This window comes from Bradyrhizobium sp. URHD0069 (genome assembly GCF_000701345.1).
In the GTDB taxonomy this organism is placed as follows: Bacteria; Pseudomonadota; Alphaproteobacteria; order Rhizobiales; family Xanthobacteraceae; genus Bradyrhizobium.
On sequence record NZ_JNIJ01000009.1, the window covers coordinates 110,914 to 125,425 of the forward strand.

10 protein-coding genes and 1 pseudogene are annotated in these 14,512 nt (G+C 57.8%); 5 read left to right on the top strand and 6 right to left on the bottom strand.

The features are described 5' to 3' along the window. Positions 1–44: 44 nt before the first annotated feature. Positions 45–1,352, top strand: a complete 1,308-nt coding sequence (locus tag N554_RS0103530) for a DUF4910 domain-containing protein (RefSeq protein WP_029582211.1) — start codon at positions 45–47, stop codon at positions 1,350–1,352. A 167-nt stretch (positions 1,353–1,519) separates the two neighbouring features. On the opposite strand, the gene N554_RS0103535 is transcribed toward N554_RS0103530, so the two are convergent. The 5 genes and pseudogenes from N554_RS0103535 to N554_RS0103550 form a co-directional block, all read right to left on the bottom strand. Continuing rightward, on the bottom strand, positions 1,520–2,878 hold the full coding sequence (locus N554_RS0103535) for an HlyD family type I secretion periplasmic adaptor subunit (RefSeq protein WP_245283515.1): 1,359 nt from the start codon (positions 2,876–2,878) through the stop codon (positions 1,520–1,522). Between the two features lie 222 nt (positions 2,879–3,100). After that, a pseudogene (locus N554_RS42860) lies at positions 3,101–3,472 on the bottom strand (cysteine peptidase family C39 domain-containing protein); the annotation flags it as partial. Between the two features lie 50 nt (positions 3,473–3,522). Further along, positions 3,523–5,646 carry a type I secretion system permease/ATPase gene (locus N554_RS0103540; protein WP_029582213.1) on the bottom strand — a complete coding sequence of 708 codons (2,124 nt, stop codon included), beginning with the start codon at positions 5,644–5,646 and terminating at the stop codon, positions 3,523–3,525. Positions 5,647–6,110: 464 nt separating this feature from the next. Beyond that, positions 6,111–7,244 (bottom strand): radical SAM protein, encoded by a 1,134-nt coding sequence (locus N554_RS0103545; protein WP_029582214.1) that lies wholly within the window; start codon positions 7,242–7,244, stop codon positions 6,111–6,113. Position 7,245: 1 nt separating this feature from the next. Next, on the bottom strand, positions 7,246–8,625 hold the full coding sequence (locus N554_RS0103550; protein ID WP_051677298.1) for a glycosyltransferase family 4 protein: 1,380 nt from the start codon (positions 8,623–8,625) through the stop codon (positions 7,246–7,248). Between the two features lie 328 nt (positions 8,626–8,953). Between N554_RS0103550 and N554_RS0103560 the strand changes: the two genes are divergently transcribed. Beyond that, positions 8,954–10,195 carry a glycosyltransferase family 4 protein gene (locus N554_RS0103560; protein WP_081851094.1) on the top strand — a complete coding sequence of 414 codons (1,242 nt, stop codon included), beginning with the start codon at positions 8,954–8,956 and terminating at the stop codon, positions 10,193–10,195. 1,052 nt (positions 10,196–11,247) lie between these two features. Further along, positions 11,248–11,547: an HU family DNA-binding protein gene (locus N554_RS0103575; RefSeq protein WP_029582218.1), complete on the top strand. Its 300-nt coding sequence runs from the start codon at positions 11,248–11,250 to the stop codon at positions 11,545–11,547. A 303-nt stretch (positions 11,548–11,850) separates the two neighbouring features. Here N554_RS0103575 and N554_RS0103585 read toward each other — a convergent pair whose 3' ends face one another. Continuing rightward, positions 11,851–12,366: a winged helix-turn-helix transcriptional regulator gene (locus N554_RS0103585; protein WP_029582219.1), complete on the bottom strand. Its 516-nt coding sequence runs from the start codon at positions 12,364–12,366 to the stop codon at positions 11,851–11,853. Between the two features lie 248 nt (positions 12,367–12,614). Between N554_RS0103585 and N554_RS0103590 the strand changes: the two genes are divergently transcribed. Both N554_RS0103590 and N554_RS0103595 read left to right on the top strand, forming a co-directional pair. Next, on the top strand, positions 12,615–13,250 hold the full coding sequence (locus N554_RS0103590) for a 2-hydroxychromene-2-carboxylate isomerase (RefSeq protein ID WP_036052322.1): 636 nt from the start codon (positions 12,615–12,617) through the stop codon (positions 13,248–13,250). 103 nt (positions 13,251–13,353) lie between these two features. Beyond that, a complete protein-coding gene (locus tag N554_RS0103595; protein WP_029582221.1) occupies positions 13,354–14,091 on the top strand; it encodes an SDR family oxidoreductase in 738 nt (245 codons plus the stop codon). Positions 14,092–14,512: the final 421 nt, after the last annotated feature.

Genomic DNA, 14,512 nt, shown 5'->3' on the forward strand with positions numbered 1-14,512 from the left:
ACGGCGCGGTCCAGAGCCGAAATGTCGAGAAGCCCGATGAGCCCATGGCGGCCATAAATCTATCCGCCGACGATGACGGTCGGTCGATGTACCGCTTTGTTTCAGACCTTTATCCGATCTGCCGGAGCATCACGGGTGACGGAGTTCGAAAAACTCTCAATCTGATACTTGAACAGATCCCGCTCACCATCTGCGAAGTGCCGTCTGGCCTACGGGTCTTCGACTGGACTGTTCCGCTCGAATGGAACATCCGGGATGCGTACATAAAAAACAGCGCCGGCGAACGCATTGTAGACTTCCGTGCCTCCAATTTGCATGTCCTCAGCTACAGCGTCCCTGTTCATGCGCGTATGGGGCTTGCCGAGCTCAGGGAGCATCTGTTCTCGGACCCTCAGCATCCGGACTGGATTCCATATCGCACGTCATATTACAAACCAGCATGGGGATTTTGCCTGCAGCATCGTCAGTTGCTTGCATTGCCGGAGGACGTGTATGAGGTGCACATCGATTCTTCGCTTGAACCCGGTCATTTGACTTATGGCGAACTCCTGCTGCGTGGCCGATCCCCGGATGAAGTGCTGATATCTTGCCACGTCTGCCACCCGTCGCTCTGCAATGACAATCTGTCTGGCATTGCCGTTGCCTCCGCACTGGCAAAGCGCCTCAGCAGCATGGATCTGCGGTACTCGTATCGCTTCTTGTTTATCCCCGGCACCATTGGTTCGATTACCTGGGCCGCAATCCGTCGGTCCCATTTGAGCAAGATCAAACATGGTTTCGTGTTGACCTGCGTGGGGGACAGAGGTTCTCCAAGCTATAAGGCCAGCCGACGCGGTGACGCCGAAATCGATCGGGCATGGACGTATGTCTTGAAGCAGAGCGGGGGCGCTTTCGATATTTTGCCGTTTTCGCCGTTTGGCTATGACGAGCGGCAATACTGTTCTCCCGGACTTAATCTTCCCGTTGGATGTTTCATGCGCACTCCCCACGGACAATTTCCGGAGTACCACACCTCGGCAGACGACCTGGATCTCGTTTGCGCGGCCTCGTTAAGCGACTCCTTGGCGAAGGCCCTCACGACGATCGATGTGATCGAACACAATCGCAGTTATCTTAATCTCAAGCCGTTCTGCGAACCGAAGCTGGGCGATTATGGCTTGTATAGTACGGTCGGAGGGCACTCGGCCGGAGACTTCCAGATGGCTCTCTTATGGCTGCTGAACATGTCCGACGGCGAGAATTCGCTGCTCGACATTGCAGCACGCTCCAAGCTGCCTTGGGAGATCATCAAGGAAGCCGTGCGAGCCCTGAGCGAGGCCGGTTTGCTGAAGCCCGTCGACGAGCCGAGCTAGGTTCACAACTGCGTCCTCTTATCGCGGGCGTTATCGAGTGACGCAAGCCTAGAATTGGTCACCGCGGCATGTCGTCCAGCGGTCAATGGCGTGCTGTTTGGCCTCTCACGATCAACCTGCGATCATGACGCCACTCGCATCGCACCGCGCTTGTCCCTGACTGTCGCTTATCTCTCGCGCAAACTCTCCTGTTTGTAGCGAAGGAGCGGGGACAGAAGGTAACTAATGATACGGCGCGAGCCGTTCTTGATTTCGACGGTTACCGCCATTCCGGGCGAAAGATTGACGCGCTTATTCTCGATCTCCATTTGGCTGCGATCGACCGAGATGCGTGCGGCATAGAGCAATTCCTGACCTTTCGGCTCACTGCTGCTTGTTTCTGCACCTGGGGTCGGGTCGTTCGCTGTGTCCCGCGGCTTGTCGCGGGTAATAGCGTCTTGGGAAATGCTGAGAACTTTGCCTTGCAGCAGGCCATATCTCGTGAAATTGAACGTGTCGACCTTGATCGCCGCGTCTTGGCCAGGCTCAACGAAGCCGATGTCCCGGTTCGAGACCATGGCCTCGATCTCAAGCCGACTCTCGCTTGGCACGATGAGCATGAGCATCTGCGCCGGCGTCACCACGCCACCGATTGTGTGGACCGCAAGCTGCTGGACCATGCCATCGATCGGTGCCGTCAGTCTTTGCAGACTGGTGCGTTGTTCCGCCTTGATGATGTCCTGCGTCAGTCCTGCCGCCTTCTCCTCTCCCTTGGCCAGATCGTCGAACAGTCCGCGCTCGTACTCGGCCACTGCCTTCGCCCGTGTCTCCATCAGGACAGAAATCGCAGCATCGGCCTCACTGGATCGGCTCTGCTGGACAAGGATTTCCTGCTGCTGTCCAACAAAGTCCTGCAACTCGGTCAGGTAGGTGAGTTTGGACCCTAATTCCTTTTGGAAGAGCTGTTGGCGAATTTCGACCCGCTGCTGCAGTGGCGCAAGAGTTGCTTTGAGCTTCTCCATCGAGGCTGCAAACGTGGCGCGTTCAGCTTCCTTTTGCTTGACCTGCTGGTCTATCGCCGCAAGCTTGGCATCTTGTTCGGCGGTTTGGCTGATCAGGAACCGGCGGTGCATCTCGATTTGGGTGGAGGTCGCGTCGGCAGGCGGTATGAAAGCTGCCAGCGGATCGCCTTTTCCGGTCAATGCCGCCTTCAGCCGTGCGACCTCGAGCTGAGTTGCCAACAGGTCGCCCTTCAAATGCCCGAGCTCGGCCGCGCTCATAGTTGTATCGAGCTCGATCAGTACATCGCCGCTTTTAACAGCTTGTCCGTCGTGAACCTTGATTGAGCGGACGACTCCCGTCTCGAACGGCTGGATAGTCTTGGTGCGACCGCTCGGAATGAGTTTGCCTGGGGCGATGGCGACGATGTCGACTGTTCCGAAGCATGCCCAAGCTAGCGCAATGCCGAAGACGGCGATGACGCTGAACGCTGTCGCGCGTCCAAGCGGCGAGGGCGGAGTGTCGACGATCTCGAGGGCGGCCGGCAGAAAGGCGAGCTCGTCGAGACGACGGCGCCCATCGTCGGGCTTGAGACCGGCGACGGCCCGTCTGACTTTGCGGGCATGATCGGCAAAATCGATAATCCCGGTGCCGCCCCCAGTTGCGCCCAACGGCGTATCCTTTTGCACCGTCGGCCTGATAGCGTTCGCATGCGTGATTGAGGTCCTGCCGAACCGCCGTAACCGAGTAGCAAGGGTGCTACGCTTTCTCATCCAAACAAGCCGGCCGTCCCATGCCGCTTCGAATTCGGCCCGCGTCATAAGGGTTGACTGGTCGGCACGCGGCTCGAGAACCACAGCCGTTTCGTCAGTGACTTTTCCGAGTAACAAGAAGCTTCCGTTACGAAGGGTGGCGATTGCCGGCAAGGGACAGCCTGGAAGCCGCTCCCAAGTTGACTTCGAGCAACGGGCCGCAAGGCCGGCCTTCCTGGCGTAGCTGACCATTTCCTTGACGCCCACAGCAGGGGAGCCCACAGCTCGACGGAGCTGCTCAGGTTCGATGCCAATGCCGAGTAGGCGAAGCAATACTTCCAGGACGAAAAATCCCGGATCGTCGGTCAACGCCTTAGCCTTTGCCTTCATTGCCCTTAGCCTTTCATGGGGTGCGAACGTGGCCCGTGGGGTCGTGGGTGTCACGACTGGTGTTCATGCAGGCCTGCCTGGAGGCGATACAGCGTTGCGTACCGCCCGTCAGATTTGATCAGGTCGTGATGAGAGCCATCCTCGATCAGACGACCGCGCTCGATGGTGATTACGCGATCTGCGATTCGCAGCGCCGAGAGTCGATGCGCGATGATAAATACGGTCCGCCCCTGGGACATCTGCACCATATTTTGCTGCACGATGCGTTCGCTTTCGTAGTCGAGCGCACTCGTGGCCTCGTCGAAAATGAGTATTCGGGGATCGGAGATCAGCGCGCGAGCGATAGCGATGCGTTGGCGCTGTCCGCCCGACAGGCCGCTGCCCCGCTCGCCGACAACGGTGTCATACCCCTCCGGGAGTTTGAGGATGAAATCGTGAGCGCCAGCCAGCCTTGCGGCCGCGATGACGGTTTCGGCTGGCACCGCAGGATCTACCAGAGCTATGTTGTCTCGGATCGAGCAGTTGAACAGCACGCTGTCTTGAAGGACGACCCCAATCTGGCGGCGTAACCGAGCCGGATCGACTTGGGTTATATCGACTCCGTCGATCAGCACGCGCCCGCTTTCGGGCAGGTAGAGGCGCTGCACAAGTTTGGCGAGAGTGCTCTTGCCCGATCCGGAGGTTCCTACGATTCCGATCACTTGGCCGGCCGGCACCTCCAGATTGATGTCGTGCAGAATTTCCGGGCCGTCGATGCGATAGCGGAAGCTGACGTGTTCGAAGCTGATGTCACCGCGGATCGCGGCGAGCGCCATTCTGCCGGGATTGTAGACCGGCTCGGGCGCGGTATTGAGGATATCGCCAAGCCGGGCGACCGACAGGCGCGCCTGATGAAAATCCTGCCAGGTTTGCGCCAGCCGTAGCACGGGAGCACTGACGCGGCCTGCCAGCAAATTGAACGCGATGAGCTCGCCGACCGAGAGCTCGCCGTTGATGACGAGCTTCGCCCCGAAATACAAAATCGCCGCGCTAACCAGCTTACTTACGAACTGAACGATTTGGCTCGCCACATTTCCCAAATTGGTGACCCGGAAGCTGGCAGCAACATAGCCGGCCAGTTGTTCCTCCCAGCGCCGCTGCATCTGCGGCTCAACCGCCATTGCCTTGAGCGTCTCGATCCCGGACACGCTCTCGACCAAAAAAGCCTGGTTCTCTGCGCCGCGCTTGAACTTCTCGTCCAGACGCTGCTGGAACAGCGGCGTCGCGCCGGCGGATATCCCGACATAGAATGGAAACGAAGCGAGGACGATCCAGGTCAACAGCGGCGAGTAGAAGAACAGCACCGCGATGAAGATCACCGTAAAGAACAGGTCGATCACCAGGGTCAGCCCCGAACTGGTCAGGAAATTACGGATGTTTTCGAGTTCGCGCACACGGGCGACTGAATCACCAACCCGTCTCGCCTGGAAATAGCCGATCGGCAGTGCGAGCAGATGTCTAAACAGCCGGGCGCCGAGCTCCACGTCGATACGATTGGTCGTGTGGGAAAACAGATAGGTACGCAGGACGCCAAGGATTGTTTCGAAGAGGGCGATTGCGACAAGGCCGACCGCAAGCACTTGCAGTGTGCTCAGGCTGCGGTGCACAAGCACCTTGTCGACAACGACCTGGAAAAACAACGGTGAGACCAAGGCAAAGAGCTGAAGAAAGAACGAAGCAACAAGGACCTCGCCCAAAAGCCGCCTGTACTTGTGGACCGCACCAAGAAACCAGGTAATGTTGAACTGGCGAGACAAGTCGGTGAGGCTGGCCCGCTTCGTCATCAGCAGGACCCGGCCGTCCCACACGGCTTCCAGCTCGGCCTGCGCCATCACGACCGGTCGTGGGTGGCCCGGCTCGAGTACGATGACCTTATCCTCGCCCGCCTTGCCGAGCAGCAAAAAGCCTCCGTCCCGCAAGGCGGCTAGCGCAGGCATTGGCGTACCGGCGAGCCGAGCCCAGTTCGTCGAGGAGACGCGGGCCTTCAACCCGAGCGCCTTCGCACAGCGGAGCATCTCGGGCAGGCCGATTGGTACGCCGCCAAACTGATGACGAATCTGTTCAGGATTGACCCCGAGTCCCTGGAATCGGAGCATCATCACCAGCGCGATAAGGCCGGGATCAGCTAATGACAAGTTGGTACGCGGCGCTCATGCACTGCCCTTTCCCCTGTTACACTAAATGCTTGCCGCCGAGATTCAGCCCAAATGGAATCTGCCACAGGGATGGCATCTCCACTGACGCTTGGCGACGATGAATTCTGCCGATTTTTGAAGGCGTGACCGAATCAGTGCACACCGATGCAGCTCGGACCTGCGCGGAGACGCTGAAGCCCGAGGAGGCGGTACCATTTCGTCTGAACAAGGCCAGACTTTGGCAAAGCCGCGGCTCGTCGAGCCGATACTTAAAAAGTGAACCAATCGTTCTTGCTTGAAATATTCATTCAGCCGGATGATGATTTTGTGTTCAGCGGAGAACATCGACGGCTGCCACACAGAGCGATTACGCCGGCGTGTGATGAAGCGTCGCCAGGCATAACGCAGCGTCCATTGTACGCGACTGGCGCCCCCGAAGTGACTGGCTCTAGAAGTGACTGGCTTTAGTTGTTCACGAAAGTCTTTAGCGGATAATGCTCGTCCGGCGTTTGACGCCCCTTGATCAATCGCCCCTTGACGGTCTTTTCCAGGTAGGACTCGCGTCTCACCATAGGCGAGGGCTTCACGTCCGAATAATTGATGTAGCTGTCGAAGCAGATCTTCTTGCCGATCGATACCTTCAGCTTGTTCTTCAGGACCCACAACATCGGCTCGGTCTTGGGCAGCTGGGGTACTATATTCGAGCGCATTGCGGTGCGAGCCGTCGTGACCATCCAGCAATTCTGGTCACAGGTCGCGACCTTCCGCCGAGTCCGTTGAGAAACCTCGCTGTTGATGATTTCGTCCCACGACTGTCGAGCGAGATTGCCCATGGGCAGGTCAGACCGTACGTTGCAGGCCCAAACGTCCGACCATGGATCGATGAATGCGAAGTCCTTTCCAGCGGTGCAAGGGATCAGACGATCGTGGCCGAGAATCTTTTCGATAAGGCCGAGATTCAAGTAGGCACGAAACCAGTTCTTCGGTTTGGAACTCCGCAACATCGCTTCGATGAGTCCCTCCACCTTCCGGGCAACGACTTTACGTTCGTAAAAATAGTTGTCGTTTTTGTAAAACTGCCAAGCATTGTGAAGCGCGGACGTTGCAAGCTCGTACCCTTCTTTTTTGGCAAACTCGTAGACGCTGACAAGTTGGTCGACATTCTCGTCCTGGATGACCATTGCGAAGCCGAGATCAGTGCCGCCAGCCTCCTTCAGCATACGCAAACCGGCAACCTTGGTGGCATAGCCGCCCTTCTCGCCCCGGATTGCGTCATTTGTTGCCTGGTTACCCTCCAGGGAAAAACGAACCTTGATATTGGGATGCTTCTTGATGATCGGAACCAACCGCTCTGGATGCAGTCCGTTCGAGGAGATCTCCATGACCCTGGCTTTTGGATGGAGAAGATCGGCAATCTCGCCAAGGTCCTTGCGAAGCGTTGGTTCACCACCGGACACGTTGAGGTTATCGAAGCCGGCCGGCAGCTTCGACAGCGTCTCAAGTGAAACCTCTTCCTTCGGATCGGTCGGATTCTTCCAGATGTAGCACATTTGGCATTTTGAATTGCATCGGAAAGTCGAGATGACTGTGAGATCCATTTTACAATCCAATCTTGCTGGGCGATCTGGTGTTTGCGGTCAGGCTCCGATAGAGCGAGAGAAGTGCTGCTCCATGTCTTTCGAGCGAATACTCCGTCTCTGCAATCCTTCGAGCCTGGCGGCCAAGTCTTCTTCGCAGATCGGAATCGCCCAACAGCAACCTGATGCAACTGGACAGTTGTTGCACGTCCTTGGATTCGAAGAGCAAGCCAGTTTCGCCATCCCTGACCAGTTCCGGTATTCCCCCTGTACGCGCCGCTATGACCGGCTTTGCATGTGCCATCGCTTCGAGTACCGAAAGCGGACAGTTTTCGCGCCATTCGGAGGGCACGACGACGACAGACGCTTTTCTGAGTGTGGTCTCGAGAGCCGTTCCTGTCAGATAGCCCGTGAATTCGGCTAACGGGAAACGCGACCGAAGATCTTCCAGCAGCGGTCCCGATCCGGCGACGACAAGCCGCCATGCCGCGTTGTCTGCCGCATGCGCCCGCAACAGGGTCTCAACCCCTTTTTCCTGTGAAAGGCGGCCGAGATAGAGAGCATAGCCTTCGTCAAGCTCTGACACTTCGATGCGGGAGGTGTCGACGCCGTTCGGGATATGGATTACCTTGTCCTTACCGAGGCGACCGACGACGGCGTCCTGCATGAGTCGGCTAGGGGCGATGAACTTGTCCACCCGTTGATAGCTGCGAGCCGCCGCATGATAGCGAGCTTCGGCCCAAAGCAGCGCGCTCCGCCCGATCGAACCATCGGCGCAGCGTTGCATGAGCAACGCCTCGAAGCTGCCTTCGGCGCACTTCGTGCACACTTTGCCGTTCCAGAGCTGGCTGTAAACCGGGCACACCGGCTTAAAGTCGTGAAGGGTGAGAACGACTGGAATCTTCTGCCGCGCAGCCGCGTTGATAATGGACGGTGTCAGCTGGTGGTAGATGTTATGGCAATGCAGTAGGTCCGCCTTTTCATCGCGGATCAGATTGGTAATCTGCTTCACCGCTTCCCGCGAACGAATGAACGACAGCGCCGATCTGACTTGACTAGCTCGCGAGTTCGATCGGTAATCTTTTTGCGAGACGAAATAGGATTCGTACTTCGACGGAAAATTACGCGGGTCATGCATGGAGAACTCGATAACGTCGAGTTCGTACTTCCTCATTAGCTGCATTTCGTCGAACATGACAGCCTCAGAGCCGCCGTTCAAAAAGAAGAATTTGTTGGCAAACAGGATCTTCAAGGCCGATTGTTTTGGCGAGGTGGCCGCCTTCATCTGTGTGCCTGCGGTTGGATCGGGGTGGCGTGCGCTCGACGCCAGACGCGGTCCTGCGTGGTGACGGGCGAGCCCGGCCATTGCATCGATACCGCGATCGATCGACGGCTCGCTCATCGTTCTGATCCGATCGCCAACCCGAAGCTCGCCTCAATTCCGAACAGGCGATAGACCGAGCCGCCGGCTGCTCCATTGCACAGCACCCGCATCGCTTTCCCTTCGAGTTGGACGAAAACAAACGGCGAGTTTGGAAAGCCTATCTCGGCTCGGCATGACGATATTGACGGCCGTCAAGTTACGTCGCGAGCCGTCGTACAGGATAGTCCATGTCTACTGCGCTGGATGAGCATCAACCGGCAATAATCGACCGGCGGGAGCTCCTCCCACAATCACCCCGAGCTGCCTAGTGGCGATTATCAGCCAGGCGTTTTGCGGAGGACGTGAAATGAGCAAGGGCGAGATCTATATTTTCGGATTTCGCGGCTTTCCGGGAGTCCAAGGCGGTGTCGAGACGCACGTCGAAAATCTCGCCCCGAAACTCGTCCACATTGGGCACCGCGTGACTGCCTGTTTGCGTTCGCCGTATGTCAGTCCGCAAGGTGGTAGGGAGTGGAGAGGAGTACGGCTGCTTCGGCTTTGGACCGTACGCAATATTTATCTTGAGGCGCTGCTACACTCGCTGATCTGCGCGCTGGTGGCAGGATTTCGCAGGCCGCAAGTCGTGCACATCCAAGGTATTGGCCCCGCTCTCGTTACACCACTGCTTCGCCTTCTCGGTTTGCGAGTTGTCGTCACCCATCATGGCGAGGACTACAACCGCGAGAAATGGGGTTGGGCGGCTCGCACTGTCCTGCGCCTCGGCGAGGCGCTGGGGATGCGCTTCGCGCATGAACGAATCGCCATTAGTCGCAGCATAGAGGCGCTGATCGCCACTAAGTACGGCAAGCCTTGCGTGGTTATTCCGAACGGGGTGGTCTTTCCAGATCTACCTCTGGAGAACGACAGGCTTGCTGACTTGGGTTTGGAGCCGGGTCGATACGTGTTGACAGTAGGACGGCTTGTTCCCGAGAAACGGCAATTGGATCTCTTGCGCGCCTTCTCCGACGCCGAGCTAGAGGGCTGGAAGCTGGCAATCGTTGGTCGCATCGATCATAAGAACAAATATGCCGATCTTCTCGCTTCGGAGGCAGGCTTGACGGAAAACGTCGTCATGACGGGTTTTCAGAATGGCGAGTCTCTGCGTCAGCTTTACGCTCACGCCGGCTTGTTTGTCCTGCCTTCGTCGCACGAGGGCTTACCGATCGTACTCCTGGAGGCGCTGAGTTATGGATTGCCCGTGCTGGTCAGTGATATTCCGTCCAATATGGAAGTTGTGAGTGATCCCGCGCACGTCTTCCGAGTAGGCGATATCCCGGAATTGAGCGCCAAAATATCTGCCTTGACCGATGTAAGATTGGACGCGACGGAGCGCGAGGCGGCAAGGCGCGATTGCGCCCGTCGCTATGATTGGGCCGAAATTGCCGAGAAGACCTCGGCAGCATACGAGGAACTCGTCGAGGCGAAGCGGGACGCCGTACTCGCGCGTTCGAATCCGACGCGGGGGCAAACAAAGCATGCTGAGCCGGTGTGGGATGATCTCAGGCGCTCGCTGCGTCCCGCCCGACATCGTCCGCCACAGCTACCGTGAATTCCACGAAAATCCAGTTTCAGACAAAGCAGAGCACGCCCTATGTGGTCAGGGTGCGTCGCCCTGAAGAGTCGCCGGTTCTTGTTGCCGATGTGCGCGAGATTTGCGGAGCTGCCACGCTTCCCGGGTACAACGGGAAAGCCTTTCGAGCGTCGTGATGTTGCTTGCATCCGTGGTTCATTTTGTCTTTTCGGACCGCGTTCATCTTCGAGCAGTTGATTTATGCGCCATCAGCGCAAGCAAGGGTCAATCACTGCGCGTGGCCATTTCAACGATCGGCGACGCTCACTAAATGAGAAGCGCCGGGGAGTTCCCCTCGCACCGATTGCCGACGAAATCGATTTTGTGCGAATATGGACTTATGAGTTCCAATATCGAGCCCCTCGCGCGAGCGATGACCGAACGCATTTGTCGGCGCAGCGGCATGTCGGAGACCGAAATATCGGGCTGGGTCGATCTTCACTGGCCATGCGCAGCCGCGATGCTTGAGGCTGGCGTCATGGACGAGGAGGGCGAATGGATTCCGGGGAAGGATATGCGGCGGGGAATTGAGGCTTATCGTGAACGAGTTCGAGAAGCGAGATAAAGAGCGATCGGATGGTCGACCAGCGTGCTCAAGGCTAAAAGATCCGCGTCAAGAGTTCTGTACCGCAAGGATCCAACAATCGTCATCAGATGACGCCACGATGCCGTGGCCGATCGTCCAGGTCTCCCGAGACATGATCTTTGCCTCGCTCGCTCACTTCCAGGGGCGGTCCGCCTAAATATTCCCGAACGGCTGGCGATTTCCGCCGACGAAGGCATCGCGTGGGCGCGCGAGGTCCGCCGGCTGACGCGGAGCGGGCATTTAGTGCACGCTGTGGCCTAGTATAGGCGACTCAATATCGGAGAGATGGGAGGCGACACCTCGTTTGTCGCAGGTACGACTTCGCCCGTAAACTGTTCGTCTAATAAGAGATAGCGATAAAGTTGTGTAGATCGCAATATTCCAAGGGTTCTGGGCTTTATTCCCAAATACTGTCCGAAGCGCGAATCAACGTGGAGAAGACGAAATGGCAACGCAGATGACGAAGTCGCAGCTGATCGATAAGATTGCTGCCGAGAATGAAGTAGCAAGGAAGGACGTAAAGGGCGTGCTGGAGACGCTCGCGACCGTCGGCTATAAAGAGCTGAAGAAAAATGGCGTGTTCTTGGTTCCGGGATTTGCCAAGTTCGTGGTCATCAAAAAGCCCGCTACCAAGGCGCGCAAAGGTACCAACCCCTTCAACGGGGAGCCGATGATGTTTAAGGCCAAACCGGCCCGAAAAATCGTCAGAGCACGCCCGGTCAAGGCAGCAAAAGACGCGGTATGAACAGCAAAGGGCCTCCGGGCCTTTTGACTTCAGCGTAGTTCGATATCCAAGCAACGTTCGCCAACGGGTGGATGCCGGATGATATCGTCTTCGTCGATGCGCTCAGCTACGGCGCAACCGGTAAAATTCAGAAGATGGAGTTGCGCCGCCACTAAGCAGGCCATGTTCGACACCCGCGCGGCAGGACGACGCGAGAATGCTGGACGACGTTTCAGTCCAAGATAGCTCGTGATTGTCGCGCGGTGGCGGCAGCACGCGAGGAAGCATGCGGGCGAGGCGCCGACATGCCGGCCTCGGAAGCCGTCAGGTCGCGTGTTTGGGTGTCTTTGCTTTCGCCGGCTTGCCGGCGGGAAGCTTTGCCGAGGCCGGGCGCGCACCGGGACCGGGATGGGTGTGGACTTCCTTGGCCAAAAGCGGCTCGCCGCATTCGGAGCATACCATCACGGGATCGAACATCTTGCCGCATTTGCGATGCTCATGCAGCAGGGGACGTCCCCGTTCGTCGACCATGTGTGTGTCGCCCCAATGCACCAGCGCCATCATCACCGGATACAGATCGAGGCCTTTTTGGGTGAGGATGTATTCGTGCCGCTTGGGCGACTCCTGGTACGGAATGCGCCGTAGCACGCCCTGCCTGACCAACTTCTTCAGCCGTTCGGCGAGCAGGTGGCGCGTGATTCCGAGCGCGGATTGAAATCCCTCAAACCGCCGCGTGCGCAGGAAGCATTCGCGCAGGATCAGAAGGCTCCAGCGATCGCCAATTACACCTATGGTTCGGGCCAGGGAACATGGCTCTTCCTCCAGGGCATCCCACTTCATACCTGCTCTCCGGTCATCGCCGCGCCCCGTCCAGCCCAAATCGACGAGAGAACCTCGGTCGCCCTGCCATTCTAAATAGGTACTCTGGGTGACAATTACCTCAGAAGGGCTCAATATCCTAGCCGCAGCGGACTTCAATTGACAGTTCGTTTTTAGAACTGTATGGGTCATTCATAGCCAAGGCTGGGCTGTTGGTCATTGCAACCGATCCCTGACACGCAACGCGTGCTACCCAGGAGAAGCCGGTGATGAACCCTCCAAAAGCTGAGTTTCAGTTCGATTTCGGCAGCCCGAATGCCTTTCTGGCGGAGCTGGCGCTTCCGGCTATCGAACGGCGCACCGGGGTGAAGTTCGAGTATGTTCCGGTGCTGCTCGGCGGCATCTACAAGGCGACCAACAATCTGTCGCCATTCGAGTCACTTCGCGGAATCAAGAACAAGCCCGAATATCAGGCGCTGGAGACGCAACGCTTCATTCGTCGCCACAACATCACCAGGTTCCGTCCCAATCCGTTCTTTCCGGTCAATACGCTGATGCTGATGCGAGGCGTCGTCGCGGCGCAGTTCGAAGGCGTGTTCGAGCCGTACTTCCGCGCCGCCTACCATCATATGTGGGAAGAACCGAAGAAGATGGACGACCTCGAAGTCTTTCGCGGCGCCTTTGTCTCATCGGGCATCGATATCGATCGACTGATTGCGCGCGCGCAGCAGGATGACGTCAAAAAGAGGCTGATCGATTTGACGACCGACGCGGTGAGCCGCGGAGCATTTGGCTCACCGACGTTCTTTGTCGGAAATGAAATGTTCTTCGGCAAGGATAAGCTCCGCGACGTCGAAGAATCGATCGTCGAGCAGACCAGCCGACTTGTTCCAAAAATTGCCTAAGATCGGGAATCGCGGCCTGCGAACGTCAGCTGGATGTCCGGGAGTTGCATGGCGAGAATAGATTGTCCACGGCCGATAGATCTAACCTCACCGGGAGAAGACCTTGCAGAAGAGAAACGCGACCGTGGCCGTGATCGGCGCCGGGGACTACATCGGCGGCGAGATCGCCAAGAAGTTTGCTTCAGAGGGGTTCACGGTATTCGCCGGGCGCCGCAACGGCGCCAAGCTCGAACCTCTGGTGAAAGACATCGAGGCGGCCGGAGGCGAAATTCACGCGCGTTCGCTCGATGCGCGCAAGGAGGAGGAAATCATCTCCTTTCTCGGCGATGCCGACAAGCACGCTCCGCTCGAGGTCTGCATCTTCAACATCGGCGCCAATGTCAACTTCCCAATCCTCGATACCACCGAGCGCGTGTTCCGCAAGGTTTGGGAAATGGCCTGCTATTCCGGCTTTCTCGCAGGCCGCGAGGCAGCGCGGCTGATGCTGCCCCGGGGCAAGGGCAATATCTTCTTTACCGGCGCGACGGCGAGTCTGCGCGGCGGGCCGGGCTATGCGGCTTTCGCCAGCGCCAAGTTTGGGCTGCGTGCCGTCGCACAGGCGATCGCGCGCGAGTTGGGTCCGAAGAACATCCACGTCGCCCATCTCATCATCGACTCCGGCGTCGACACCGAATGGGTGCGCCAGCGGCGGATCGAGGCGCTGGGACCGGATGCCCTCAATAACCCCGATCTGCTGATGCCGCCGTCGTCGGTCGCGGAATCCTACTGGCTGCTTTATCAGCAGCCGCGCAGCGCCTGGACCTTTGAGCTGGAAATACGCCCCTTCGGCGAGAAGTGGTGACGGGAGCTGTTTGCGATGGAGCTCTGCCTTTCCGAAGAGAACGCTGCGCTTCGCGACGAGGGGCGTGACTTCGCACTGTTGCCCCCGAGCACAAATAGGGCTGCGTTCAAGCCGCAGGTAAAGACATGCTTCTTCACCTCGATGTGATTCCAGGAGTTGATACTACCAAAAGCTGCATACTGGCAGGGAGGAATGCAAGGACCTACGTTGGCGACGTCATTGATGCAATGAGGACATCGCCGCGGCGCGCTTGGTCATGCTCGTGAACGGATTACTTATGGGCTTGGTTTCCATGAGCGCGCAACGCGCAGTGAGCGCGTAAAGCGCAGAGAGCCTGTGGGAGAACCGAGCATGATAAAACAGACCGGATAGTCCGGAGCCGCTGATGGGATCCTTCGGTTCAGAGACCGTTCGGAAAATT